Genomic DNA, 26,701 nt, shown 5'->3' with positions numbered 1-26,701 from the left:
CCATGTACCTCGGCATCGATTGCGGCACCCAGGGCACCAAAGCGCTGATCCTGGATATCCACAGCGGCAAGGTGCTCGGCGAAGGCAGTGCGGCGCACCGGCTGATCAGCGGCGCCAATGGCCGCCGCGAGCAGGACCCGGCCGACTGGCTGCTGGCCTTCGAGCAGGCCACCGCCCAGGCCCTGCAGCAGGCCGGGGTGGCGGGCAGCGAGATTCTCGGTATCGGCGTGTCCGGCCAGCAGCACGGCCTGGTGCTGCTCGATGCCAAGGGTGAGGTGCTGCGCCCGGCCAAGCTGTGGTGCGACACCGAATCGACTGCCGAAAACGCCCACCTGCTGGATTTTCTCGGTGGTGACAGCGGCTCGCTGGAACGCCTGGGCGTGGCCATCGCACCGGGCTACACGGTGTCGAAACTGCTGTGGACCCGTGACCATCACCCCGAGGTATTCGGCCGTATCGCCCACATCCTGTTGCCCCACGACTACCTCAACTACTGGCTGACCGGGCGCGCCTGCGCCGAGTACGGCGATGCCTCCGGCAGCGGTTATTTCAACGTGCGTACGCGCACCTGGGACACCGAGCTGTTGGAGCTGATCGACCCCGAGGGCGCCCTGGTGCGGGCGCTGCCGGAGCTGATCGAGTCCGACCGGTGCGTCGGTTCGATTCGCCCGGAAATCGCCGAACGCCTGGGCCTCAACCCCTGGGCACTGGTCGCCAGCGGCGGTGGCGACAACATGATGGGCGCCATCGGCACCGGCAACATCGCCCCTGGCGTCATCACCATGAGCCTCGGCACCTCGGGCACGGTGTACGCCTACGCCGAGCAGCCGCGCGTCAGCCCACACCCGCAGGTGGCGACTTTCTGCTCGTCGTCCGGCGGCTGGCTGCCGCTGATCTGCACCATGAACCTGACCAACGCCAGCGGCGCGATCCGCGACCTGCTGGGGCTGGATGTGGAGACCTTCGGCGCCTTGGTCGGCGAGGCGCCCATCGGCGCCGGGGGCGTGCTGATGCTGCCGTTCCTCAATGGCGAGCGGGTACCGGCGCTGCCCCTGGCCACCGCCAGCCTGCACGGCCTCACGAGCGACAACCTGACCCGCGCCAACCTCTGCCGCGCGGTGGTGGAAGGCACCACCTTCGGCCTGCGTTACGGCCTCGATCTGCTCAAGGCCAGCGGCATTCGCAGCGACAGCATCCGCCTGATCGGTGGCGGCGCGAAAAGCGCGACCTGGCGGCAGATCGTCGCCGACATCATGGGCGCGCCGGTGACCTGCCCGCAGCACACCGAGGCGGCGGCGCTGGGTGCGGCGATCCAGGCGGCCTGGTGCGTGAGCCATCAGCACGGCGATGCGGCGAGCCTGCAAAGCCTTTGCGAGCGCTGCGTGAGCCTCGATGACGCTCGCAGCGCCGAGCCCGACGAGCTGCGCAGCCGCGCCTACGAAGGCGTCTACCAGCGTTACCGCGAACAGGTTCGCGCGCTGCAATAATCCAATCCGGTGGCCTGTCGCCACCGGCCCCTTTCCTGCGCGAATGCGCCTGTTCCGTGACGCGGAGATCCCATGTATCTGGTATGCGGCGAAGCCCTGTTCGATTTCTTCTGCAACCCCGGCGAGCGCAGCAGCGAGCTGAATTTCAAGGCCCTGGCCGGCGGCTCGCCGTTCAACGTGGCGGTCGGCCTGCGCCGCCTCGGCGTCGAGTCGGCGCTATTCGGCGGCATCTCCAGCGACTACCTCGGACAGCGCCTGCGCCAGGTGCTGAGCGAAGAGGGCGTCAGTGATCGTTACCTGATCGCCAGCGACGCGCCGACCACGATGGCCATGGTCGCGCTGGATGCCAAGGGTTCGCCGCAGTACATGTTCCGTGGTGAAGGCTGCGCCGATCGCCAGGTGCTGGCCGGGCACCTGCCGCTACTCGACGAAACGGTCAGTGGCCTGCACGTGGGCTCCTATTCGCTGGTGGTGGCGCCGGTTGGCGACACCCTGCTGGCGCTGGTGGAGCGCGAGAGCGGGCGGCGGCTGATCAGCCTGGATCCCAACGTGCGTCTCAATCCGGCACCCGATATCGAGCGCTGGCGGCAGCGAATTGAATCTTTTGCCGCCCACGCGCATCTGATCAAGGTCAGCGAGGAGGACCTGGAGCTGCTGTATCCCGGTGTCTCACCGTCGACGAGCATCGAGCGCTGGTTGGCCCAGCGCTGCCAGTTGGTGTTCCTGACCCGCGGCAGCGAGGGTGCAAGCGTGTTCAGCCGGCAGCATGGGCAGTGGTCGGTACCGGCACGGCAGGTGGTCACCCGTGACACCGTGGGCGCCGGGGACACCTTTCAGGCGGCGATCATCGCTTACCTGGTGCAGCATGGGCTGGATAGCCCGGCTGGCCTGGCCGCGGTGTCGCGCGAGGCGCTCGCGGCGATGCTCGACTTCGCCGTACAGGCGGCGGCGCTGACCTGTTCACGGGTTGGCCCGCAACTGCCGTATCGGCATGAGCTGGCGCAGTAAAGGCCGTTGAGTGGCGCGAGGCGTAGTAGGCAATTTTCAACGCCGTACTTGCCAACGCACGCGTTCCACGGCATGCAATCGAATTCGCAGGGCCAGGAGGCTGGCCCGAACCAAGGAGTCTTCATGCCGTATCTTTCTTCATCGCTGGATGTCACCCAACTACCGAGCTGGCAAGCCCTGGTCGCCCACCGTGAGCGCCTTGCCAGCTTCAGCATGCGCCAGGCCTTCGCCGCCGACCCGAAGCGTTTCGAGACCTTCAGCCTGAGCGGCTGCGGGCTGTTCCTGGATTACTCGAAGAACCTGATCAATACCGAGACCCGCGAGCTGCTGGTCAACCTGGCCCGTGAAGTGGGGCTGGAGAAGGGCATCCGCGCGCTGTTCGACGGCGAGCTGCTGAACAACACCGAGAAACGCCCGGCCCTGCACACCGCGCTGCGCCGTCCACTGGGCGACAAGGTCGAGGTCGACGGCGTCGATATCGTTCCCGAAGTGCAGCGCGTGCTGCAGCAGATGACCGAGCTGGTCGGGCGTATCCACAACGGCCTGTGGCGCGGCTACACCGAGAAACCGATCACCGACGTGGTAAATATCGGCATCGGCGGCTCCTTCCTCGGCCCGCAGCTGGTCTCCGAGGCGCTGCTGCCATTCGCCCAGCGCGGCGTGCGCTGCCATTACCTGGCCAACATCGACGGCAGCGAGTTCCACGAACTGGTCGCCAAGCTGCGCGCCGAGACCACCCTGTTCATCGTCTCGTCGAAGTCCTTCGGCACCCTGGAAACTCTGAAGAACGCCCAGGCTGCCCGCGGCTGGTACCTGGCCCAGGGCGGTTCGGAGTCCGAGCTGTACCGCCACTTCATCGCCGTGTCGAGCAACCGCGAGGCGGCGGTGGGCTTCGGCATCCGCGAGGAAAACATCTTCCCGATGTGGGATTGGGTCGGCGGCCGTTACTCGCTGTGGTCGGCCATCGGTTTGCCGATCGCCCTGTCGATCGGCATGTCCAACTTCAAGGAGCTGCTGTCCGGCGCTTATCGCATGGACGAGCACTTCAAGACCGCGCCGTTCGAGGAGAACATGCCGGTGCTGCTGGCCCTGCTGGGCGTGTGGTACGGCAACTTCTGGAACGCCCAGAGCCACGCCATCCTGCCGTACGACCACTACCTGCGTAACATTACCAAGCACCTGCAGCAGCTGGACATGGAGTCCAACGGCAAGAGCGTGCGCGGCGACGGCCAGCCGGTCAGCGTGGCGACCGGCCCGGTGATCTGGGGTGGCGTGGGTTGCAACGGCCAGCACGCCTACCACCAGCTTCTGCATCAGGGCACCCAGTTGATCCCGGCGGATTTCATCGTGCCGGTGAGCAGCTACAACCCGGTGGCCGATCACCATCAGTGGCTGTACGCCAACTGCCTGTCGCAGAGCCAGGCGCTCATGCTCGGCAAGTCCCGCGAGGAAGCGGAAGCCGAACTGCGCGCCAAGGGCATGGGCGAGGACGATGTGCAGCGCCTGGCGCCGCACAAGGTGATCCCCGGCAACCGGCCGAGCAACACCCTGGTGATGGAGCGCGTCAGCCCCCGTCGCCTCGGCGCGTTGATCGCCATGTACGAACACAAGGTGTTCGTACAGAGCGTCATCTGGGGCAACAACGCCTTCGACCAATGGGGCGTGGAGCTGGGCAAGGAGCTGGGCAAGGGCGTTTACTCGCGCATGGTCGGCAGCGATGAAGTTGCCGCCGAGGATGGCTCCACCCAGGGCCTGATCGACTTCTTCCGCGGCCGCCACCGCGGTTGATCCCGCAACGTTGCCCACATCCCGCACAGCTGGCTGGTGCGGGATGTGGCATGTTTTCCGACGATTCCTTCCTCACCTCACTCGCGGCCGATTTCTGATGAGAGGTGCCGCGCTGTAATACGAAAGACATCTGTCGGTTTTTAGATGGGACATTATCAGGCCCATGCTAGAGCGGTTGGCTGCGCCATGGCGCTGATCTGGCCCCGGTGGCATGTCGTTACAAATGCTCTGCCGATATTGATCGCGTTCCTTGCGATTAAGGTTGGTTTAAGCCTTCATGGGTAAGTTCGTCTGCGATGTGACTGAATAGTCACTAAGCAAACTGCCATCAGATGGCAAGTCAATATCACGACTGAAAACCAGGAGGCACCATGAGCGAGCGCATTCGTTCCATCCGATCCGCCACACCCACCGCAGCCGGCAAGCAGAGCGCAGATGAGGCCCTGCAAACCCTGCTTGATGGCTTCCAGCGTTTTCGTAGCGATGTCTTCCCCGAGCAGCGCGAGCTGTTCAGCAAGCTGGCCCGCCAGCAGAGCCCCCGGGCCATGTTCATCACCTGCGCAGACTCGCGCATCGTCCCCGAGCTGATCACCCAGAGCGACCCCGGCTCGCTGTTCGTGACCCGTAACGTCGGCAACGTGGTGCCGCCCTACGGCCAGATGAACGGTGGCGTTTCCACTGCCATCGAATACGCGGTAATGGGCTTGGGCGTGCAGCACATCATCATCTGCGGCCACTCCGATTGCGGCGCCATGAAGGCGGTGCTCAACCCGCAGAGCATCGAACGCATGCCGACCGTCAAGGCCTGGCTGCGCCATGCCGAGGTCGCCAAGACCGTCACCCAGCAGAGCTGCAACTGCGCCGAGCACCAGGAACTCGGTGTATTGACCGAAGAAAACGTGGTCGCCCAGCTCGATCACCTGCGCACCCATCCTTCTGTCGCCGCACGTCTGGCCGCCGGTCAGCTGTTCATCCATGGCTGGGTCTACGACATCGAGAACTGCACCATCAAGGCGTATGACGCCGAGCGTGGCGAGTTCCTGCCCCTCGATGGCGAAACCACCCCCAATGCCAGCCCGCGAGCCCGTTACCTGGCCTCGTAACGCTAATGACAGGACGTCACCCGGTGGCCATGAATCGACCCGCGGATTAACCGCCCACAATCGACAGCCGTTTTCGGGCTTGTTGCCTTGCCCCTGGCAACAAGCCTCTTGGGTTTTGACTGCCTTACACCTGCTGATGGTGAGCCGTGGCTCATCGTCATGACCTTTCGTGCGCTGGATCTGCAGGAGACCGCACCATGACCCTCGCCTCATTCAAATCCGCTCTGCCACGCGATGCCCTGGCATCCATCGTGGTTTTCCTCGTCGCCCTGCCGCTGTGCATGGGCATTGCTATCGCTTCCGGCATGCCGCCGGCCAAGGGCCTGATCACGGGCATCATCGGTGGCCTGGTGGTCGGCTGGCTGGCCGGCTCACCGTTGCAGGTCAGCGGCCCGGCGGCCGGTCTGGCCGTGCTGGTCTTCGAGCTGGTGCGCACTCACGGTATCGCCATGCTCGGGCCGATTCTGCTGCTCGCCGGCCTGCTACAGCTGATCGCCGGGCGCCTGCGTCTGGGTTGCTGGTTTCGCGTCACCGCGCCGGCCGTGGTGTACGGCATGCTCGCCGGGATCGGCATTCTCATCGTGCTTTCGCAGCTGCACGTGATGTTCGACGTGAAACCCCAGGCCTCTGGGCTGGACAATCTGCTGGCCTTCCCCGACACCCTGCGCCAGGCGATTCCCGGCCTCGGTGGCGGCAGTGCCATGGCGGCGGCGTTGCTGGGCTTCGGCACCATCACCTGCATGTTCCTGTGGGACAAGCTGCGCCCTCAGGGTTTGCGCTTTCTGCCGGGTGCGCTGATCGGTGTGACGCTGATGACCCTGATCAGCCTGTGGTTGGGGCTCGGCGTGGCACGCGTCGAGGTGCCGGCGACCCTGAGCGATGCCATCGACTGGGTGCAGCCGGCCGACCTGCTCAACCTAGCCAACCCGCACATCATTCTCGCGGCGGTGGTCGTGGCCTTCATCGCCAGTGCGGAAACCCTGCTGTCGGCGGCAGCGGTGGATCGCATGCACAACGGGCCGCGCTCCAACCTGGACCGTGAGCTGTCCGCCCAGGGCATCGGCAACATGCTCTGCGGTGCGCTCGGTGCGCTGCCGATGACCGGCGTGATCGTGCGCAGTTCGGCGAACGTACAGGCCGGCGCCCGCACCCGCATGTCGACCATTTTCCATGGCGCCTGGCTGCTGGCCTTCGTCATGCTGCTGCCGTCGGTGCTGCAGAGCATCCCGATCGCCTGCCTGGGCGGCGTGCTGGTGTACACCGGCTTCAAGCTGGTCGACATCAAGGCGATTCGCGGCCTGGGCCGCTATGGCCGCGCACCGGTATTCATCTATGCCGCCACGGCCCTGGGCATCGTCGCCGTCGACCTGCTGACCGGCGTGCTGATCGGCTTCGCCCTGACCCTGGTCAAGCTGGCCGGCAAGGCTTCGCGCCTGAAGGTCAGCCTCAGCGAGATCGGCCCCGATGAGGCGGAGCTGCGCCTGACCGGCTCGGCGACCTTCCTCAAGGTGCCGCACCTGGCCAGCGTGCTGGAAGGCATCGCGCCGACCACCCGCCTGCGCGTGCCGCTCGACAAGCTCAGCTACGTCGACCATGCCTGCATGGAGCTGCTCGACGACTGGGGCCGCGCCGCCGAGCAGCAGGGTGGTGCGCTGCTGATCGAACGCCATGGCCTGACCCGTCGCCTCGAGGGCCGTGCGCTGAGCATGCGCCGCGCGGTGGCCTGAGCTCAGGTGCCCGGCCTGCGGTCAGCGTGACAGCTGGCCGCAGGCGTCGAAGGCCACTTGGCGCTGCGTATCTGGTACCTTTTCCCGTTGCGCATCGCCAGATGGCCGATTCTGTGCCGCCCAGGTACACCCCGCCACCGAGCCGGGGAATCGGATCATGCAGGGCGATACCCTTCACCCTGACCATCGTGGCCATCATGACTCGCAAGCACATCATCGTATTCGTCCTCATCGCTGCCGTGGCCCTGGTGCTCGGCCTGATCGCCAGCCAGGCGCTGCGCGGCAAGTCCAACGACGCCGCTGCACTGCTCGACGCCGGTATCGTCATGCTGCCCCAGCCGCGCCAGGTGCCTACCCTGGATTTCCTCGACCAGGACGGCAAGAGCTTCTCCACCGGCCAGCTCAAGGATCAGTGGAGCCTGTTGTTCTTCGGCTACACCTTCTGCCCGGACATCTGCCCGGCGACCCTGGCGCAACTGCGCCAACTGCGCACGCAGATCCCGGAAGAGACCTGGAACAACCTGCGCATCGTGCTGGTGAGCGTCGACCCGGCCCGTGATACGCCGGAGCAATTGAAGAAGTACCTGGGTTACTTCAATGCCGGCTTCATGGGCCTGAACGGCGAGCCGGACACCATCCAGAAGCTCTCCAACGCAGTGAGCATTCCCTACATTCCGGCCGATACCAGCAAGGAAAACTACCTTGTCGACCACAGCGGCAACCTGGCCGTCATCGGCCCGGACGGTACCCAGCGCGGCTTCATCCGCGCGCCGATCAACATCGACAAGTTGGCGGCGCAACTGCCGGGACTGGTCGGCAGCGAATGAAAAATGGGACCCAGCGGGTCCCATTTTCATGTGCACTGCTCGGCATCAGCCGGGCTGAAATTCTGGCCCTCTTTCTTGCGATCGATGCCTGGCGCTCTTTCACGAGCAACTCGGGCGACGGCAATGCCCGGCTAAAAATGATAATTGAAAACTATTCTCATCTGCCGGTAATATGCCGCCTCTTTCCGCTCAGGTCAGGTATGACGAGTGTCGGATCTGGATCTCAAAGGCCTCTTTCAGCAGCACGCCCGCGCTCTGCAAAGCTTTCTGCTGCGCAAGAGTCGTGACCCGCACCTGGCTGCCGATCTGGTCCAGGAGAGTTTCCTGCGTCTGAGCGAACAGGCGCGTCACGACCATATCTACAATACGCCAGCCTATCTCTACCGCACCGCGCGCAATTTGCTGATCGACCACCTCCGCCAGCAGGAACGGCGCAAGACCGACCTGGTCGGCGACGATGTGCTCAATGCTGTCAAGGATGAAGTCGATAGCCTGGAAGACACCACCGAGAGGCAGCAACGTATGGAGCTGTTGCAGCGTGCGGTGGCCGAGCTGCCACCGCGAACCCGCGAAATCTTTCACCTCAACCGCATAGAGGGGCTGACCCACGCCGAGGTCGCCAGGCGCCTGGAAATCAGCGACAGCTCGGTGCAAAAGCATCTGTCCAGAGCGTTGTCTCACGTCATGGAGCGCCTCGGCGCAGGCTCGTGATGGCAAAAATACCGTCATGGTCGGAAACTTTTACGGTAAAACAGCCGCCTGAGCGTCTTCAGTCTTACAAGAGAAAGCCGAGAGCACACGTGAATAGCCCAGACCTGCAGGATCGCGGGATTCGCCAGGCTGCTGCCGAGTGGGCGGTGCGCATGAGCGACTCGCCGCTCGACGAGCACGAGCAGCAGGCGCTACAGGCGTGGCTCGCCCTCGATCCGCGCCACGGTGCTGCCCTGCAGTTCGCCAGGCGTACCTGGGGCGATCTGGCCAGCCTGCAAGAGCCGGTTGCCGAGGCGCCGCGTCGCTCGCCGGCCCGACCGATCGCTACGCCCAGGCGCCGCACCCGCCGTGTGCTGCGCTGGTTGAGCAGCGCCTCGCTGGCTGGGGTCGTCACCCTGATCGGCTGGAACCAGGCGCCTGCGGTGTACCTGCCGTTGGTCGCCGATCACCGCACCGCTACCGGTGAGGTGCGCACCGTCGAATTGCCTGACGGCAGCCTGGCGACACTCGATGCACGCAGCGCCATACGCCTGGACTATACGCCCCAGGCCCGGCGTATCGAGTTGCTCGCCGGCTCGGCGGTATTCCAGACGGCGCCCGTTGGGCCACAGGAAACGCGACCCTTCATCGTCGACAGTAACGGGGGCAAGGCCCAGGCGCTGGGCACACGCTTTCTGGTCAGTCGCGAGGAGGGCGGGCAGATGCTCGTCGGCGTCATGCAGCACCGGGTCGCAGTCAGCAAACACGGCCAGAGCCTGGTTCTCGAGCAGGGGCAGAGTGCGCGGGTCGAGGCTGACGGGCGCCTCGAACGCCTGAGTCTGGAGCTATCGCGGGCCAGCAGTTGGCAGCGCGGCCTGCTGATTTTCGATCAGGTGCCGTTGCAGCAGGTGGTGACTCAGCTCAACCGGTACCGGGACGGGCACATCTTCGTCGCTGGCGACGGGCTGGCGCAGCGCCGGGTCAGTGGCGTGTTTCGCCTCGATTCGCTGGGCGGCGCAGTCGCTACTCTCACTGGCGAGCTGAAGGCCCGCCATGCCGATCTGCCCGGCCTGAGCCTGATCTACTGAACAGGCGCCTTGGCACTTGGCCCTGATCGAATAATTTTCAAAAACGCTTACTGAGTTTGCCCGGCTGCATCGTCTTGCTTGTTGATAGTGATTTTCATTACACGTCAACACAAGAAAAGAGCAGGGTCGATGGGCATCAAGGGAACGTGTCATTCAAGCCGCACAGCGTCCGGCATACAGCGCTGGCGAGGGTTGGCTGGTAGCCTGCTGGTCAGCATGGTGCTGGCGTCTGGCGGCAGCGTCTGGGCTCAACAGCCTGCGGCTGCCGAAGTCGATGTGGGCAGCGGTTCAGCAGCCAAGGAGGTCGACTTCGACATTCCGGCGCAGCCACTGCGCAGTGCCGTGATCGCCTTCGCCGAGCAGGCGGGGATCCAGGTGTTCTTCGACAGCGGTAAGTTGGCTGGCCTGCAAAGCCACGAGCTGAAAGGGCCTTACGCGCCAGAGCAGGGCTTGCGCGTACTGCTTGGCGGGTCGCCGGTAAGCTACAGCTTCACCGGTGAACGGCGAGTCAGTCTGGAGCGCCTGGCCGAAGTCGCCGGCACCCTGCAGATCGACACGACCCTGATCGAGTCGACCCGCGACGTCAGCAACGAGTGGATCTACCAGACGCCCCGCTCGGTGAGCGTGATCACACGCGAGCAGCTCGACCGCAATCCGCCACGGCATGCCGCCGACATGCTGGTCGAAACGCCAGGCGTGTACAGCGCGGTGAGCGCTCAGGACCCCGGCCTGTCGGTGAACATCCGCGGCATGCAGGACTTCGGCCGGGTCAACACGATGATCGATGGCATGCGCCAGAACTTCAACGAGAACGGCCACCAGCAGCGCAATGGCCAGCTCTACGTGGATTCCGAGCTGATCAGCAGCGTGGTGATCGAGAAGGGCCCGCGCTCCGACGTCACCGGTGCCGCGTCGATTGCCGGCAGCGCCAATTTCGGCACCCTGAATGTCGACGACATCATTCTGCCGGGCCAGGACCAGGGCGCGCGCCTGCGCGGCATGACCGGCCTGGGCGGCCACGGCAATGGCGTCAATTTCATCGGCAGTGCAGCGGTGGCCGGGCGTTTCGGTGATCGCTGGGAACTGCTCGCTGCCCGTAGCAGACGCAGCTTTGGCGATTACGCACCGGGTTCGCGCCGCGAGAACTTCGATTTCCTGCTCGGTGGCGTTCAGGATTCCGACCGCCCGATCACGCAGGTCGTCGATCGCATCAAGTTCTCCGGTCAGGAGCAGGATTCGGAGCTGTTCAAGGCGCGCTTTGCCCTCAACCCTGAGCAGGCGCTGCAGTTCACCTACCTCAATACCGACCTCAGCTATGCCAACGTGTCCGATCGCCGGGTGATCAACCCGGTCGACGGCGCCGCACGGGACGGTGAGGAGGCTTGGCAGAAATACGGCGATGCCAGTGCCCGCTCGCAATCGTTCGGGCTGGACTACAGCTTCAATCCCGACTCGCCGTTGATTGATCTCAAGACCAAGCTCTACTACGTCACCACCCGAAACCAGCGCGACACCGCTGCTGGCCGACCGATCGTCACTGACGGCGTGGACATGACCGAGACCGCCTGGCGACTGGGTTACTGCGACCAGAGCCCGGTGCCCGGTTCCTGGACCAGTGCCTGCGAGGCGGGGCTGGGTAACGATGCGCGTACCAAGATCGACACCATCGGCTTCACCCTGGACAACACCGCGCGCTTCGCCTTGGCTGGCGTCGAGGGTTTCCGCTTCAACCATGGCCTGGAGTACTTCCAGGACCGAGGCGCCTCGGACACCGTCTACAACCGCCAGGGCCGTGAAGTGGGTAGCGACACCAATACCCTCAACCCCAACGGCAAGCGCAGCATCACCAGCGCCTTTGGCAGCCTCACCTTCGAAACCGAGCAGGTCACGCTGTCGGGTGGGCTGCGCTATGACCACTACAGCCTCAAGGGCAAGACCCGCGTGCCTGTCACGGACTGGAGCTATGAAGACCGTGCCCAGGTTTACAACCGTTTGCTCACGCAATCCATCGCTAGCAGCGAGCTACGCTGCACCAGCTACGTGGCGCCTGTAATCCGCGGCCAGAGCGAAGAGGCACGCCTGGCCCGTCAGGCACGTACCAGAGCGAGTGCCTGCGCCACCATCCCGGGGCTGCAGGCCAGACTGGCCGACCCGACCTCGGATCCGCGCTACTACACGAGTGCCTATGATGGTACCTGGTCGTCCAACAGCGGCATGCGCGAGTACAAGGTCGATGAGAGCCTGGACAAGTTCCTGCCTACCCTCGCCGCCGCCTACCGCCCTACCGACTGGCTGGAAGTCTTCGCCAGCTGGGGCAAGTCCTGGCGGCCGCCGGCGCTGACCGAGTCGCTGATGGAGGGCTCCCATCCCGGCGATCCCTTCGCCACCATGTACCCCAACCCCTATGCGGAGCCTGAGACCTCACGCAGTTGGGATGTGGGTTTCAATATCAGCAAGCTGGACCTGGTCACGCTGGGCGACCAGTTCAACGCCAAGGTCACCTACTACGACACGCGCGTCGACAATTACCTGATCACCTCGATGAACAATACCCTGCCAGGCAGGACCGGCGGCTTGGGCAACACCATGTTCGTCAATAACCAGGCCCGCATGCAGTTTCGCGGGGTCGAGCTGGAACTGGACTACGACGCCCGGCGTTGGTACAGCGGCGTCAATTACACCCATGTCATCGGTGGCCACAACGATATCTGCCAGAAGACCTACCCGCTTGGCAGCGACAACATTCGCGAAGACATGCCCCGGGAAGACGGCAGCTATTCGGATCTTCGCAACCAGGCCCTGGCCGCCGGATATCCCTCCTATCAGGCCTATCTGGACGCCCAAACCTACTGCGGGGGAGACGTGTTCGGCATGAACAGCGCCCGCAACTCGCCGATGGATCGCGGCAGCTGGGTGTTCGGCACCCGCTGGCTGAACGAAAGCCTGGAACTCGGTACTCGCCTCAACTACAGCGCCGCCGGCCGACCCAAGGGCTGGAGCACCGACCTGTGGCCGAGCTACACCACCTGGGACCTGTTCGCCAGCTATCGCATCAACCGCAACCTGCTGCTGCGTGCCACCGTGGAGAACATCCGCGACCGCAGCTACGTCATGGGCTACTCGGACATCTTCGTCAAATCCTATGGGCCCGGCCGTACCGTGATGGGCGGCTTCGAACTGCAGTTCTGAGTAGGGTCGTCGCCCGTGATGGCCCGCCCTGTTCGATGCACACCGGTGACGGTGTGCGAATCGGTACCGCGAGGTGCCAATCAACCGGCGAACGATCGCCAAGCAAGGAGAAACAAAGATGGCAATTTCCTATAGCTACGATGCCGACCACTTCCCGACCAGCTTCACTTCGGGTGGCACGCTTGCAGAATTGTTGGGCGCTTACGAAACCAATGGCGTTGCCGGTCAGCACCCGGCCAACACCGGCGGCTTCTACACCAATGGCGTCGCGTCTGGCTTGTCCGGTGATACCTACGCGATGTCGCTCAACAACGGCTCGTTCTCGTTTTCGGCAGTCGGCAACCTGTCCTACAACTTCAGCAGCCACTCGCTGTACGGCACCCTGCAGCAGGTGACCCTGGGTGGCGGCCTGAACGCCAACGGTACCGTTTCCAGCCCGCTGATCACCTTCGACTTCGGCAACACGCCGCTCACCGCAACCGCCGCGGAAGGTCGTGACAATGCCGTGCACGATGTGATCTGGGGGCTGATGAACGGTTCGGTCGAAGGCGCTTCCGACAGCGCCGGCACCCCGAACGACGGCGGCCTGCTGGCCGTGCTGGAAGCAGCCGGGCTGACCGACGACATCATCACCGCAGCGGGTTCTTCGCTCAGCGAGTCCGAGCTGCTGCTGGCGGCTTGATCATCCGGCAATGAAAAAGCGAACGGATGTGTCATCCCGTTCGCTCTGGTAACGCCGTCACGGCCCGTGTTTTCCAAGGCCCAGGCTGTGACGGTCATCAATTCTGGGTGTCGCCCGGGCGCCCGTCAATGGCTCCGGGGGATACCGCCAGGCGTGCTGCGCCTGGCACTGCGCCAAGGAGTTCCTGCATGCGCGCGCCCGTCCCCACGGCTGGCAACGAGATACTTCAGGCCCTGCGTGCCTGCCGCTCGGGGCTGCTGCACGTTGGCCTGTTCTCGGCGGCGATCAATCTGTTGATGCTGGCGCCTGCGCTGTACATGCTGCAGGTCTACGACCGCGTGCTCGCCTCGGGCAATGCCATGACCCTGCTGATGCTGACCCTCATCGTGGTCGGCCTGTTCGCGTTCGCCGGCGCGTTGGAGTGGGTTCGCAGCCTGTTGGTGATCCGCCTCGGTACACAGTTGGACATGCACCTCAACGGGCGGGTGTTCGACGCCACCTTCGACGCCAACCTGGGGAACACCCGGCAGACCTCGACCCAAGCGTTGAGCGATCTCACCAGCCTGCGCCAGTTCGCGACCGGCAATGCGCTGTTCGCGTTCTTCGATGCCCCCTGGTTTCCGGTGTATCTGGGCGTGATCTTTCTGTTCAGCCCGTGGCTCGGCCTGCTGGCCCTGGTTGGTGCGCTGGTGTTGGTGACGTTGGCCTGGCTCAACCAGCGCGTGACCCGGGTGCCGCTCGGCGAGGCGGCGCGCCTGTCCATCGCGTCGAATCAGCAGGCTGCCGGCCACCTGCGCCAGGCCGAAGCCATCGAGTCGATGGGCATGCTCACCGCCCTGCGCCAGCGCTGGTTCGCGCTGCATGCCGGTTTTCTGGGCCAGCAGAACCTGGCCAGCGAGAAGACCGCCGCCTTCAGTGCCTGGTCCAAGTACGTGCGCCTGGCACTTCAGTCACTGGTGCTGGGCTTGGGTGCCTGGCTGGCGCTGGATGGGCTGATCACGCCCGGCATGATGATCGCCGGCTCCATCCTCATGGGGCGGGTGCTGGCACCCATCGACCAGGTGCTCGGTGTCTGGCGGCAATGGAGCAATGCACGGCTGGCCTACGAGCGGCTGTCTGCGTTGCTTGCGGCCAACCCGCGACGTCAGGCGGGGATGCCGCTGCCCACACCACGTGGCACGTTGCGTGTCGAGCAACTCAGTGCCTTTGCGCAGGGAACCCGCACGCCATGCCTGGTGAATCTCGGTTTCGCGCTGGAGGCAGGGGAAGTCCTCGGTGTGATCGGCCCTTCGGGCTCTGGCAAGTCGTCCCTGGCGCGCCTGCTGGTAGGCGTGAGCACTGCACAGACCGGCAAGGTTCGGCTGGACGGCGCAGATCTGCAACAGTGGGACCGCATCGCCCTCGGTGCCCATATCGGCTACCTGCCGCAGGACGTGCAACTGTTCGCCGGCAGCGTGGCCGAGAATATCGCGCGTTTTACCGAGGTGGACCCGGACAAGGTAGTCGCCGCGGCACGCATGGCCGGGGTGCATGACCTGATCCTGCAACTGGCCGACGGCTATGACACGCTTCTCGGCGAGGGTGGAACCGGGCTGTCCGGCGGGCAGCGACAGCGTATCGGCCTGGCCCGGGCGCTGTATGGGTTGCCGGCGTTGATCGTGCTCGACGAGCCGAATTCGAATCTCGACGAACCGGGGGAACAGGCCTTGCTGGCCGCCATTGCCGAGGCCAAGCGACAAGGCCGCACCGTGGTGCTGATCGCCCACAAGCCGTCGTTACTGGCCAGCACCGACAAGCTGCTGGTGCTGCGTGCCGGGCAGATGCAGGCATTCGGGCCTGCCGAGCGAGTGCTCCAGGAGCTGCAGCCCAAGGCGCCGCCGGTCGCGGCTGCGGTGCGCAGCACGTCAACGTTCAGCATGAGCTACGGCAGCCAGGGAGTGGCCTCGTGATGGGCGAATCGCTTCGCAAGGAAGGCCAGTTGGCCGACGTGCTGCACCTCGACGAGCGGCGTTATTCGCGCATGGGCAGTTGGTTGCTGGCCCTCGGGTTTGGCGGCTTTCTGCTCTGGGCCGGCCTGGCTCCGCTCGACAAGGGCGTGGCGGTCAGCGGCAACGTGGTGGTCGCCGGCAATCGTCAGGCGGTGCAGCACCCTTCCGGCGGCGTGGTGCAGCGCCTGCTGGTCCGTGATGGTGATCAGGTCAAGGCCGGCCAGGTACTGGTGCGCATGGACGCCACGCAGATCGGCGCTCAGCGCGAGGCGTTATTCGTCCAGCACCTCGGCGCGCTGATCAGCACCGCCCGGCTGGAAGCCGAGCGCGATGGCCTGCCGGAAATCGCCCTGCCTGCTGGCGTCAGTGCCATGGCGGATCCGCGCGTCGAGGCGACCGTCGCCCTGCAGCGCCAGTTGCTCGCCAGCCGTCGGGCCGCGTTGCGTCTGGAGCTCGAAGGCCTGCAGGAGAGCATTGCCGGCAGTCAGGCCGTGCTCCAAGGGTTGCAGGCCGCCAGGGCGCACAAGGACGAGCAACGCCTCAGCATGCAGACGCAGTTGCAGGGGCTGCGCGAGCTGGCGCGTGATGGCTACGTGGCGCGCAATCGTCTGCTCGAGAACGAGCGACTGTATGCCCAGCTCAATGGTGACATCTCCCAGGATCTCGGCACCATCGGTCGTACCCAGCGGCAGATCCTCGAGTTGCGCCTGCGTGCCGCCCAGCGCAGCGAGGAATATCAGCAGGACGTGCGTCAGCAACTCGCCGACGCCCGCCTCAGGGTCGAGGAACTGGGTAGCCGACTGAGCGCCGCCGACTTCGAACTGGCCCACAGTGAAGTCCGTGCCCCGGCCGCGGGCACCGTGGTCGGGCTCGACGTGTTCACCGAGGGTGGGGTGATTTCGCCAGGGCAGATGCTCATGGAAATCGTCCCGCAGGACGCGCCGTTGCTGGTCGACGCCCGAGCGCCGGTCGAACTGGTCGACAAGCTGCAGCCGGGCTTGGACGTGGAGCTGCTGTTCGTTGCCTTCAACCAGAGCCGCACGCCGCGGGTCAACGGCAAGGTGACGCTGGTTTCCGCCGATCGCCTGCTCGACGAGAAGACCGATCAGCCCTACTACAGGCTGCGTGTGCAGGTGGATGACGATGGCTTGCGCCAGTTGCAGGGCCAGACGATTCGTCCCGGCATGCCGGTGCAGGCCTTCGTGCGCACGGGTGAGCGCTCACTGCTCAACTACCTGTTCAAGCCGCTGACCGATCGTACCCACATGGCGCTGGTGGAAGAATGAAGCCTTCGAACGTCGTCGTCAGGCTCCTGGTTTTGCTGATTGGTGCGTTGCTGACTGCGCCGAGCTTCGCATTCGGTGTGATGGACGCCTACGCCCTAGCCCTGCGCAACGACCCGACCTTCCGCGCTGCCACCCATGAGCGGGATGCCGGTGCGCAAAACCTGGCCATCGGTCGTGCCGGGTTGTTGCCGAGCCTTTCCTACAACTATCGCAAGGCTCGCAACGAATCCGAGGTGACCTCTGGCGATGTGACTCTCGACCGCGACTACGACAGTTATTCCTCGACGCTGACCTTGCAGCAGCCCTTGTTCGACTACGCCGCCTGGGCCGAATACCGCCAGGGCGTCGCCAAGGCGGCATTGGCCGACGAGCGCTTGCGCGGCCGTGGTCAGGAGCTGGTGGTGCGCGTCTTCGCGGCCTACAGCCAGGCCTTGCTGGCCGGCGAGCAGATCGAGCTGGCGGCGGCCCAGCGGCGTGCCTATGCCGAGCAGCTCGAGCTCAACCAGCGCACCTTCGAAGCCGGCGAGGGTACCCATACCGATCTGCTGGAAACCCGCGCCCGCCATGATCTGTCCCGCGCGCAGGAGATCGAGGCGCAGGATGCGCTGGACGCCGCGCTGCGCGAGCTGCAGGCGATCATCGGCGAGCCGGTGGAGCTGCAGCAATTGGCGCCATTGAGCGGCCCGTTCAGCGCCGAGCCCTTGGCACCGGCGCGCTTCGAAGGGTGGCGCGATATGGCCCTGGTGCACAATGCCGACCTCGCCGGCCAGCGTCACGGACTGACCGTGGCTGAGCAAGAGGTCGAGCGTCAGCGTGCCGGACACCTGCCAACGCTGGGGTTGTACGCCACCTCGCGGCAAACCCGCTCCGACTCGGAAAGCACCTACAACCAGAAATACGACACCGACAGCATCGGTATCCAGCTCAGCATGCCGCTGTTCGCTGGCGGCGGCGTTTCGGCGGCCAGGCGTCAGGCTTCGGCGTCCTTTGAGCAGGCTCGCTATGAACTCGATGCCCGGCGCGACGAAGTGCTCGTCGACCTGCGTCGGCAGTTCAACCTGTGCGCCAGCAGCACGGCCAAGGTGCGCGCCTATGAGCTGGCGGTCGAGTCGGCAAGTGCGCTGACCGACGCGACCCGCAAGAGCGTGGCCGGTGGCGAACGGGTCAACCGCGACGTGCTCGATGCCGAGCAGCAACTCTACGGCGCACGTCGCGATCTGGCCGAGGCGCGCCACGGCTACCTGCGGGCCTGGTTGCAACTGCGTTACCTGGCCGGGGTGTTGGGGGAGGCGGATCTGCGCCACTTGAACCGCTACTTTCCAGGCCAGGGGTGAGGGGCGCGTTACCGACTTTGCGCCGCTGATTCGTCATTTATCTAGACTATTCCGAGCACCGCTCGGCAGGCCCCGTCCAAGGAGAGAACGATGACCGCCCAACCGGCACAGCTTGCCCACCCTCTGCGTTCGCAACGCCTGAACCAGTTGACCCACGAGCCTCATGGCAAGCTCGATACTCTGGTGAAGAGCCATGATCCGTTCGGCAGCCCGGAGCGTTTCGCGCGCTTCGTCGCCGCGCAGTACCTGTTCCAGTACGACCTGGAGACGCTTTACAACGATCCGGCTTTGGTCGCGTTGATACCGGACCTGCCCGCCCGTTGCCGACTCCAGCAGGCGCTTCTGGATCTGGCTGATCTCGGTTTGCCGATTCCCGAGGGTGACGAGGCCATCCGCAGCCGTTCGCTCGGGCTCGGTGCCGCGCTGGCCTGGTTGTTCGTGTCCGAGGGTTCCAAGCTGGGCGCGGCCTTCCTGCTCAAGCGCATGCCCGCTCTGGGCCTGAGCGAAACGTTCGGGGCGCGGCATCTGGGCGAGCCCGAGGGCGGCCGGGCGCAAGGCTGGAAAAGCTTCGTGGCAACCCTCGACGGCGTCGAGCTGGACGAGCGCCAGGAACGCGAGGCCGAAGCTGCCGCCATCGCCGCCTTCGAGCGTTTCACCGAGCACTTGGAGCGCTGCTTTGCCTGATACGCCTGGGGCGCTGGCCAGCGGCTGGACGCGCTGGCTGTGGCTGGCGCTCGCCTACCTGAGCATTGGCATGGCGGCAGTCGGTGTACTGGTGCCTGGTCTGCCGACCACCGAGTTCGTGCTGCTGGCCGCCTGGGCCGCGTCGCGCAGTTCGCCGCGGCTCAGCGCCTGGCTGGAAAACCACCGGCTGTTCGGCCCGCTGCTGCGCAACTGGCGAGACGGTGGTGTGATCACTCGGCGTACCAAGCTGGCGGCCAGCCTGAGCATGTTGGTGGCGTTCGCCATCATGGTTCTCACGGTAGCGCATACACCGTCAGTGATCTTCGCCGGGCTGGGCATGAGTTGCGGCGCACTGTGGATCTGGTCACGGCCAGAGCGCCCCCGCAAAGACCATCACGTCTCGTAGCCCGTGGTTGAGCGCAGCGATACCCAGGGTAGATCGGAAGTAGTTGGGACAACTGTTCCTGAGTATCGCTAAGTGCAACGCCAGGCTACCTGTTCGGTATTTAGCCTATGCTGTGCGCTTGTGCGAACGAGGGCCTGGCGATGAACAAGGATATCGGCGAGATCAACGGCGCCTGCCATTGCGGTGGCGTGCGCTTTCACGTGGCGCTCAGCGACGGCCTGCACACGGCACGGCGCTGTACCTGTTCCTATTGCCGGATGCGCGGCGCGGTAGCGGTTTTGGCCGAGCTGGCCGGCTTTCGGATTCTTCAGGGTGCGCAGCTGCTGACCACCTATCGTTTCAATACCGGGAGCGCCGAGCATTTCTTCTGCTCGCGTTGCGGTATCTACACCCACCACCAGCGTCGCTCCAATCCCCATCAGTACGGCGTCAACGTCGCCTGCCTGGAGGGCATCAGCCCGTTCGATTTCGAGGAAGTGCCGGTCAGCGATGGCATCGCCCATCCCAAGGACGATCCCAGCGGAGCTGGCCCGCGACAGGCCGGGGTGCTGCGCTTCATTCCCGCCGACTGAGAACCCGGGCCAAAGATATGAAAATGCCGCGTGGCCCGGAGGCGACGCGGCATTGGATGCAACGGTTGCGTAGCGGCGATCAGAACGCCGGAACCACCGCGCCTTTGTATTTTTCCAGGATGAAGGCTTTCACTTCATCGCTGTGCAGGGCCTTGACCAGCTTCTGCACGGCCGGGCTGTCCTTGTTGTCTTCGCGGGTCACCAGAATGTTCACGTACGGCGAGTCGCTGCCTTCGATGGCCAGGGCGTCCTCGGTCGGGTTCAGCTTGGCTTCCAGGGCGTAGTTGGTGTTGATCAGCGCCAGGTCGACCTGGGTCAGTACGCGCGGCAGGGTCGCGGCTTCCAGTTCACGCACCTTGATGCCTTTCGGATTCTCGGCGATGTCCTTCGGCGTGGACAGGATGTTGGTCGGATCCTTCAGGGTGATCACGCCAGCCTTCTGCAGCAGCAGCAGAGCGCGGCCGCCGTTGGTGGCGTCGTTGGGGATCACCACGTTGGCGCCTTGCGGCAGGTCTTTGAGGTCCTTGATCTTGCTGGAGTAAGCGCCGAACGGCTCGACATGCACGCCACCGACGCTGACCAGGCTGGTGCCACGGCTCTTGTTGAACTCGTCCAGGTACGGCTGGTGCTGGAAGAAGTTGGCGTCCAGGCGTTTCTCGGCGACCTGCACGTTGGGCTGCACGTAGTCGGTGAAGACTTTCACGTCCAGTTCCACGCCTTCCTTGGCCAGGGCCGGTTTGACGAAATCGAGGATCTCGGCGTGCGGGACGGCCGAGGCGGCGACGCGCAGGGTTTCAGCCTGGGCGGCGCTGGAGAAGGCTGCGACGACAGCCAGGGCAGTGAGCAGTTTTTTCATCGTTGACTCCTTGAAGTGAGATGGCGTGGCGGCACGCTGCCGCTGGCCCTTCCAGCTGTTTTTATTTACGGGAAAAGTGCACCACCAGGCGGTCGCCGATGGTTTGCAGAATCTGTACGAGCACCACCAAGAGCGCCACGGTCACAAACATTACGTCCGTTTGGTAACGCTGGTAGCCGTAGCGCACCGCCAGGTCGCCCAGGCCGCCGCCGCCGATCAAGCCGGTCATCGCGGTATAGGACACCAGGGTGATTACCGTAACGGTGATGGCCGCCAGGATGCCCGGCAGGGCCTCGGGCAGCAGGGCGTTGAAGATGATCTGCCGAGGGCTGGCGCCCATCGCCTGAGTCGCCTCGATGATGCCGCGATCAACCTCGCGCAGGGCGGTTTCCACCAGGCGCGCGAAGAAAGGCGTGGCACCGACCACCAGCGGTGGAATGGCGCCAGCGACGCCCAGCGAGGTGCCGGTGATCAGCACCGTTGTTGGAATCAGCAGGATCAGCAGGATTACAAAAGGGATCGAACGGAGAATGTTCACTATCGCCGCCACTGCAGCGTAGAGCGGTTTATTCTCGAACATCTGCTTTGGGCCTATCAGAAATAGCAGCACGCCCAAGGGCAGGCCGAGCAGCACAGTGAATGGCATGGTGCCGGCAATCATGTAAAGCGTATCGAGACTGGCCTGCCAGATTTCCGGCCAGTCGACATTGGGCAGTAAGGTTTCCATCAGCGCAGTACCTCCAGGTGCACGTCAGCCGCTTCGAAGCGAGCGAGGGCAGCGTCGATGTCGCCGCCGGTCAGCGCCAGGGTCAGCTGGCCGTAAGGCATGTCCTTGATGCGGTCGATGCGCCCGGCGAGGATGCTGTAGTCGATGCCGGTTTCCCGCGCCACCTGGCCGAGAACCGGCGAATAGGTGGACTCGCCGATGAAGGTCAGGCGCAGGATGCGGCCCTGCACATGGGCGAAGTCATCGCGTTGGTCGTCCTCGTCGACATGCTCGGCTTCCTGCACGAAGCGTTTGGTGGTGGCGTGCTGCGGGTGCAGAAACACCTCGGCTACCGGGCCCTGTTCGACGATCACGCCGGCATCCATGACCGCCACGCGGTCGCAGACACGACGAATCACATCCATCTCGTGGGTGATCAGCACGATGGTCAGGCCCAGCTCGCGGTTGATCTCGGCCAGCAGCTGCAACACCGAGGCGGTGGTTTGCGGGTCGAGGGCGCTGGTGGCCTCGTCGCACAGCAGGATTTTCGGCCGCGTGGCCAGGGCGCGGGCGATGCCGACACGCTGCTTCTGGCCGCCGGAGAGTTGCGCCGGGTACTTGCTGGCGTGGTCCTTGAGACCGACACGCTCGAGCAGGGCGGCGACGCGCTGGTCGATTTCCCTGGCCGGCACGCCCGCCAGTTTCAGCGGCATGCCGACGTTGGCGGCAACGGTCTTGGAAGACAGCAGGTTGAAGTGCTGGAAGATCATGCCTACTTGCTGACGGAACTTGCGCAGGCCGTCGGCGCCCAGGGCGGTGACATCCACGCCGTCGATGTCGATGCGCCCGCCGGAGGGCTCCTCGAGGCGGTTGATCAGGCGCAGCAGGGTGCTCTTGCCAGCACCGGAATGGCCGATGATGCCGAACACTTCGCCACGTTCGATATGCAGGTCGCAGGGTTGCAGGGCGGGAATATCGCGGCCACTGACGCGATACGCCTTGTGAACCTGATGAAAGTCGATCACGCGTTAAACCTTTTGGGTTCTTCGTTCTGCCGGGTAGGCATAAGCATAAAAATGATTGCCAGTTTACCCGGCGCTGCTTAGACCTCAAAAATCTTTGTAGGCCTATGTTTATATCTAAAAAGCTGGATTCGAGCCCGGATCGAAACCTTACTGGCCTCGAACGCGCAAGATCAGGCGCGGTACCTGAACCGGTTTGACGGCGTGGCTGAGTACAAGTTTGAACGTCGGGTCGAGCTTCATCACCCGAGCTTCGAGCAGGGCCGTCACACGGCGCAGATCTTCGGCGCTGCGTACCTGGACATGCACGCTGCGGTCGAAGGCCACCACATCGGCGGCCACGGCATCCAGGCGCTGGAACAGCGCCGCCTCGTCACGGCTGTCGAGCATCGCCAGGCTGACGTCGCTGCGCTTGTCTGCCGGGTCGATCAATTGCGCCGGCACCTGCGCGGGTGCGCCATCGGCCGCACGGCTGGCGGCAGCTTGCGCTTCGGCGGCCTGGCGCAGCAGGCGTAGTTGCTCCTGGCGTGCTGCCTGGGCCTGTTCACCGGCTTGGCGCGCCTGTTCTACGGCGCTCAGTTCGGCTTGGCGGGCCTTGCCGATGGCGCCATCCAGCCCGGTGGTCAGGGCTGGCGCCTTGGGCATCAGGGTGCGCGCGTGGGCCAGGGATTTGGCGGCCTTGTCCAGGTCGCCGGCTTCCAGGGCCTTCTGGCCTTCCTGCAGGTACGCCTCGGATAGCTGGCGCTGGGCCTGCAACTGTGCAGCGGAATCGCCTTCTGCCTGCAGCGCTGGTAACTGGGCTTCGGCCTCGGCCAGCTGGCCGGCGGCCAGATGTGCCTCGAACTGCTCCTGGGCGCCCGTGGCTGCGGCAGCTTCGGCCGGGGCTGGCGCCGGCTCGGCTGCCTGCTGGCTTTGGCAGCCAATAGTCAGCAGGGCCAGTACGGCCAGGGCGGCGCAGCGTAAAGGGAACGATGTCATGGCTGCGGGTCTCGGTTTGTGCAAAAAATACGCAATTCTACACGGCGGCCGGCGGGCCACCAAATGTGCCATCACGGCGGGGTGTCAGGCCTTGCGGCGTGGCAGCAGAAAGCTCAGCAGGAACAGGCTGGCGGCCGACACCACGATCGATGGCCCGGCCGGCGTGTCCTTGAACCACGACAGGCTCAGACCACAACACACCGCAATGATGCCCAGCAGGCTGGCACCGAAGGCCATCTGCTCAGGCGTGCGGGCGTGCCGCTGGGCGGCGGCGGCGGGGATGATCAGCAGCGAGGTGATCAGCAGCACGCCGACGATCTTCATGGCCACGGCGATGACGATGGCGATCAGCAGCATCAGGCCAAGGCGGATGGCGGCTACCGGCAGGCCTTCCACGCGTGCCAGTTCCTCGTGCACGGTGATCGCCAGCAGCGGACGCCACATCAGCACCAGCAGCACCAGCACCAGGGCGCTGCCGGCGAGGATCCAGGCCAGATCCGTAGGGCTCACCGCCAGCAGGTCGCCGAACAGGTAGCCCATCAGGTCGATACGCACGTCGCGCATGAAGCTCAGCACCACCAGGCCCAGGGACAGGGTGCTGTGGGCGAGGATGCCGAGCAGGGTGTCGCTGGCCAGCGGCTGGCGGGTTTGCAGGGTCACCAGCAGGATCGCCAGCAGCACGCAGCCGACGGTCACCGCGAAGGTCGGGTTGACGTCCAGCATCAGCCCCAGTGCCACGCCAAGCAGGGCGGCATGGGACAGGGTATCGCCGAAGTAGGCCATGCGCCGCCACACCACGAAGGAACCGAGAGGGCCGGCGACCAGGGCCAGGGCGAGACCGGCGAGCAGGGCGTTGAGCAGAAAATCAGCCATGCTTGCAGCCGTCTCCATGTACGTGAGGGCGGACCGGGCCGTGGATGGTCAGGCCCGGTTCGTCGCTGACCACGCTGCCGTGCAGGTCGTGTTCGTGGTCATGGTGGTGGTGATACACGGCCAGGCTCTGGGCGTCGCGGCCGAACAGTTCGACGAAGGCCGGATCGAAGCTGACCTGCTCCGGATGGCCCGAGCAGCATACGTGGCGGTTCAGGCAGACCACCTGGTCGGTGGTGCTCATCACCAGGTGCAGGTCGTGGGAAACCATCAGCACGCCGCAGCCATGGCGGTCGCGCAGGCGGGTGATCAGCCGGTACAGCTCGGCCTGGCCGGCCACGTCGACGCCCTGCACTGGCTCGTCGAGCACCAGCAATTGCGGCTCACGCAGCAGCGCACGGGCCAGCAGCACACGCTGCATCTCCCCACCGGAAATGCCTTGCAGCGGGCTGTCGAGCACCTGGCTGGCGCCCACTTCGGCCAGAGCGGCCTGGGCACGAGCGCGATCGACGCCCGGCACCAGACGCAGGAAACGCAGCACGCTGAGCGGCAGGGTCGGGTCGACGTGCAGCTTCTGCGGCATATAGCCGATGCGCAGCTTCGGCTTGCGCCACACCGTGCCGCTGTCCGGAGTGAGCAGGCCGAGCACGGCGCGTACCAGAGTGGTCTTGCCGGCGCCGTTGGGGCCGATCAGGGTAACGATCTGGCCGGGCTGGATGGTCAGCTCGACCTTGTCGAGCACGGTCTGCCCGGTGAAACCGACAGTCACGCCTTCGAGGCGAATCAGCGCGTCGCTCATTTCTTGCCTTGGCAGCCTGCGCACAGGCCGACGACTTCCACGGTCTGGTTTTCCACCGCGAAGCCAACGCCCTTGGCGCCGCGCACGATGGCGTCGCTGATGGCGGTCTGCTCGAGCTCGACGGCGGCGCTGCAACTGCGGCATATCAGGAACTGGCTCTGGTGTGCGTGGGCCGGGTGGCTGCAGCCGACGAAGGCGTTGAGCGAGGCGATGCGGTGCACCAAGCCGTTTTCCAGCAGGAAATCCAGGGCTCGGTAGACCGTTGGCGGCGCGGCGCGGCGGCCGTCTTCCTCGCTGAGCACGCCTAGAATGTCGTAGGCGCCCAGCGGCTTGTGGCTGGCCCAGACCAGCTCCAGCACGCGCTTGCGCAGGGCGGTCAGGCGCAGGCCCTGGCGCGCGCAGATGGCCTCGGCTTCGGCCAGCGCATGGCTGACGCAGTGGGAGTGATCGTGGGGGCGCGATGCCAGTGGCGGCACGACGCTGGCGGGTTTGTACATGGCGTGGGCCTCGAAACGTAGGACGTTATTCTATTACGCATTGGCCGCCCGGCGCCACGCATCGACCAGCCAGCCCGTCGATGCATTTCGACGATGGGCATAAAGAGATGTTATTGTATTACTCCTTTCGCCTGCTGACCGAATCTCCTGCCTATGTTGCCGCGCCTGCTTTCTCCACGTTCGTTGATGATCTCCTTCGCCCTGCTGTTTGTCGTGGGTTCTGCCCAGGCCGAGGTGCGCGTGCTGACCAGCATCAAGCCCCTGCAACTGATCGCCGCCGCGGTGCAGGACGGCGTGGGCAAGCCTGACGTGCTGTTGCCGCCGGGCGCATCGCCGCACCACTACGCGCTGCGCCCATCCGACATGCGTCGGGTGCAGGAAGTAGACCTGCTGTACTGGATCGGTCCGGACATGGAGAGCTTCATGCCCCGCGTGCTGGCGACCCGCGAGAAGCCCAGCGTGGCGGTGCAGAGCCTGCCGGACATGACATTGCGTCACTTCGGCGAGGAGCATGATCACGATCACGATCACGATCACGATCACGAGGCCGAGCAAGCGCAGGCGGCCGCCGACGAGCACGACCATGACCATCGCCCTGGCAGCCTGGACGCCCACCTGTGGTTGTCGTCGGCCAATGCCCGGGTGATCGCCGCGCGCATGGCAGCTGACCTCGCCAAGGCCGACCCGGCCAACGCCGCGCGCTATCAGGCCAACCTGGAATCGTTCGGCAAGCGCCTGGATGTTCTGGAACCACGGCTGAAGGCTCAGCTGGAGCCCTTGGCTGCCAAGCCGTTTTTCGTGTTCCACGAAGCCTTCGATTACTTCGAGGCTGCCCACGGCCTCAGGCATGTCGGCGTGTTCAGCGTCGCCAGCGAAGTACAGCCCGGCGCCCGCCATGTGGCGGCCATGCGTGAGCGCTTGCAGGAAGTCGGGCCGAGCTGCGTGTTCAGCGAGCCGCCGCTGCGCCCGCGCCTGGCCGAAACCCTGACCGCCGGCCTGCCGGCGACCCTGGCCGAGCTCGATGCCATGGGGGCCGCAGCGCCCCTTGATGCGTCGGGATACGAACGCATGCTGCAGACCCTGGCCGATGGGTACAGCGCCTGCCTGGGCAAGC

General features: G+C 65.1%; 24 protein-coding genes. 17 read left to right on the top strand and 7 right to left on the bottom strand.

The window, feature by feature from the left end; genetic code table 11:
- The first annotated feature begins 2 nt into the window (after positions 1-2).
- The 16 genes from xylB (at position 3) to BVH01_RS02710 (ending at position 19,859) form a co-directional block, all read left to right on the top strand.
- A complete protein-coding gene (xylB, locus tag BVH01_RS02785; protein WP_075928858.1) occupies positions 3-1,487 on the top strand; it encodes a xylulokinase in 1,485 nt (494 codons plus the stop codon).
- A 72-nt stretch (positions 1,488-1,559) separates the two neighbouring features.
- Positions 1,560-2,495 carry a carbohydrate kinase gene (locus BVH01_RS02780; RefSeq protein ID WP_075928857.1) on the top strand — a complete coding sequence of 312 codons (936 nt, stop codon included), beginning with the start codon at positions 1,560-1,562 and terminating at the stop codon, positions 2,493-2,495.
- 123 nt (positions 2,496-2,618) lie between these two features.
- A complete protein-coding gene (gene pgi, locus BVH01_RS02775; RefSeq protein ID WP_075928856.1) occupies positions 2,619-4,283 on the top strand; it encodes a glucose-6-phosphate isomerase in 1,665 nt (554 codons plus the stop codon).
- Positions 4,284-4,654: 371 nt separating this feature from the next.
- The gene (locus tag BVH01_RS02770; RefSeq protein ID WP_075928855.1) at positions 4,655-5,386 is read left to right on the top strand and encodes a carbonic anhydrase; all 732 of its coding nucleotides are present in this window, start codon (positions 4,655-4,657) and stop codon (positions 5,384-5,386) included.
- 197 nt (positions 5,387-5,583) lie between these two features.
- A complete protein-coding gene (locus BVH01_RS02765) occupies positions 5,584-7,113 on the top strand; it encodes a SulP family inorganic anion transporter (protein ID WP_075928854.1) in 1,530 nt (509 codons plus the stop codon).
- A 197-nt stretch (positions 7,114-7,310) separates the two neighbouring features.
- Positions 7,311-7,940 (top strand): SCO family protein, encoded by a 630-nt coding sequence (locus tag BVH01_RS02760; protein ID WP_075928853.1) that lies wholly within the window; start codon positions 7,311-7,313, stop codon positions 7,938-7,940.
- A 207-nt stretch (positions 7,941-8,147) separates the two neighbouring features.
- Positions 8,148-8,651, top strand: coding sequence for an RNA polymerase sigma factor (locus tag BVH01_RS02755; protein ID WP_075928852.1), 504 nt, complete (start codon positions 8,148-8,150; stop codon positions 8,649-8,651).
- Between the two features lie 89 nt (positions 8,652-8,740).
- A complete protein-coding gene (locus tag BVH01_RS02750) occupies positions 8,741-9,718 on the top strand; it encodes a FecR family protein (protein ID WP_075928851.1) in 978 nt (325 codons plus the stop codon).
- Between the two features lie 192 nt (positions 9,719-9,910).
- Positions 9,911-12,907 carry a TonB-dependent receptor gene (locus BVH01_RS02745; RefSeq protein ID WP_168177260.1) on the top strand — a complete coding sequence of 999 codons (2,997 nt, stop codon included), beginning with the start codon at positions 9,911-9,913 and terminating at the stop codon, positions 12,905-12,907.
- 118 nt (positions 12,908-13,025) lie between these two features.
- Positions 13,026-13,589, top strand: coding sequence for a heme acquisition protein HasA (locus tag BVH01_RS02740; protein WP_075928850.1), 564 nt, complete (start codon positions 13,026-13,028; stop codon positions 13,587-13,589).
- A 188-nt stretch (positions 13,590-13,777) separates the two neighbouring features.
- On the top strand, positions 13,778-15,538 hold the full coding sequence (locus BVH01_RS02735) for a type I secretion system permease/ATPase (RefSeq protein WP_075928849.1): 1,761 nt from the start codon (positions 13,778-13,780) through the stop codon (positions 15,536-15,538).
- Positions 15,535-16,863, top strand: coding sequence for an HlyD family type I secretion periplasmic adaptor subunit (locus tag BVH01_RS02730; RefSeq protein ID WP_305883334.1), 1,329 nt, complete (start codon positions 15,535-15,537; stop codon positions 16,861-16,863). The genes BVH01_RS02735 and BVH01_RS02730 overlap by 4 nt, the downstream gene beginning before the upstream one ends.
- The gene (locus BVH01_RS02725; protein WP_075928847.1) at positions 16,860-18,197 is read left to right on the top strand and encodes a TolC family outer membrane protein; all 1,338 of its coding nucleotides are present in this window, start codon (positions 16,860-16,862) and stop codon (positions 18,195-18,197) included. Before BVH01_RS02730 ends, BVH01_RS02725 begins: the two co-directional genes overlap by 4 nt.
- A 90-nt stretch (positions 18,198-18,287) precedes the next feature.
- Positions 18,288-18,881 carry a biliverdin-producing heme oxygenase gene (locus tag BVH01_RS02720; protein WP_075928846.1) on the top strand — a complete coding sequence of 198 codons (594 nt, stop codon included), beginning with the start codon at positions 18,288-18,290 and terminating at the stop codon, positions 18,879-18,881.
- Positions 18,874-19,287 (top strand): YbaN family protein, encoded by a 414-nt coding sequence (locus BVH01_RS02715; RefSeq protein WP_075928845.1) that lies wholly within the window; start codon positions 18,874-18,876, stop codon positions 19,285-19,287. Before BVH01_RS02720 ends, BVH01_RS02715 begins: the two co-directional genes overlap by 8 nt.
- A gap of 140 nt (positions 19,288-19,427) precedes the next feature.
- Positions 19,428-19,859 carry a GFA family protein gene (locus BVH01_RS02710; protein WP_075928844.1) on the top strand — a complete coding sequence of 144 codons (432 nt, stop codon included), beginning with the start codon at positions 19,428-19,430 and terminating at the stop codon, positions 19,857-19,859.
- A gap of 79 nt (positions 19,860-19,938) precedes the next feature.
- Here the strand turns inward: BVH01_RS02710 and BVH01_RS02705 are convergent, their stop codons facing one another.
- The 7 genes from BVH01_RS02705 to BVH01_RS02675 form a co-directional block, all read right to left on the bottom strand.
- Positions 19,939-20,715, bottom strand: a complete 777-nt coding sequence (locus tag BVH01_RS02705; RefSeq protein ID WP_075928843.1) for a MetQ/NlpA family ABC transporter substrate-binding protein — start codon at positions 20,713-20,715, stop codon at positions 19,939-19,941.
- A gap of 61 nt (positions 20,716-20,776) precedes the next feature.
- Positions 20,777-21,442, bottom strand: a complete 666-nt coding sequence (locus BVH01_RS02700; RefSeq protein WP_075928842.1) for a methionine ABC transporter permease — start codon at positions 21,440-21,442, stop codon at positions 20,777-20,779.
- Positions 21,442-22,446: a methionine ABC transporter ATP-binding protein gene (locus tag BVH01_RS02695; protein WP_075928841.1), complete on the bottom strand. Its 1,005-nt coding sequence runs from the start codon at positions 22,444-22,446 to the stop codon at positions 21,442-21,444. The genes BVH01_RS02700 and BVH01_RS02695 overlap by 1 nt, the downstream gene beginning before the upstream one ends.
- A 147-nt stretch (positions 22,447-22,593) precedes the next feature.
- The gene (locus BVH01_RS24625) at positions 22,594-23,421 is read right to left on the bottom strand and encodes a hypothetical protein (protein ID WP_075928840.1); all 828 of its coding nucleotides are present in this window, start codon (positions 23,419-23,421) and stop codon (positions 22,594-22,596) included.
- Positions 23,422-23,505: 84 nt separating this feature from the next.
- Complete coding sequence (znuB, locus tag BVH01_RS02685) at positions 23,506-24,294, bottom strand: zinc ABC transporter permease subunit ZnuB (protein ID WP_074886094.1); 789 nt, start codon at positions 24,292-24,294, stop codon at positions 23,506-23,508.
- A complete protein-coding gene (gene znuC, locus BVH01_RS02680) occupies positions 24,287-25,090 on the bottom strand; it encodes a zinc ABC transporter ATP-binding protein ZnuC (RefSeq protein WP_075928839.1) in 804 nt (267 codons plus the stop codon). Before znuC ends, znuB begins: the two co-directional genes overlap by 8 nt.
- Complete coding sequence (locus BVH01_RS02675) at positions 25,087-25,587, bottom strand: Fur family transcriptional regulator (protein WP_075928838.1); 501 nt, start codon at positions 25,585-25,587, stop codon at positions 25,087-25,089. The genes znuC and BVH01_RS02675 overlap by 4 nt, the downstream gene beginning before the upstream one ends.
- A 186-nt stretch (positions 25,588-25,773) precedes the next feature.
- On the opposite strand from BVH01_RS02675, the gene znuA reads away from it, so the two are divergent.
- Positions 25,774-26,701, top strand: a 928-nt coding sequence (gene znuA / locus BVH01_RS02670; RefSeq protein ID WP_168177262.1) for a zinc ABC transporter substrate-binding protein ZnuA, incomplete at its 3' end; no start/stop codon positions are given.

The organism is Pseudomonas sp. PA1(2017) (assembly GCF_001945375.1).
Taxonomy (GTDB): domain Bacteria; phylum Pseudomonadota; class Gammaproteobacteria; order Pseudomonadales; family Pseudomonadaceae; genus Aquipseudomonas.
The sequence above is the reverse complement of the archived record's forward strand: the minus strand, read 5'-3'. Positions and strand labels throughout refer to the sequence as shown.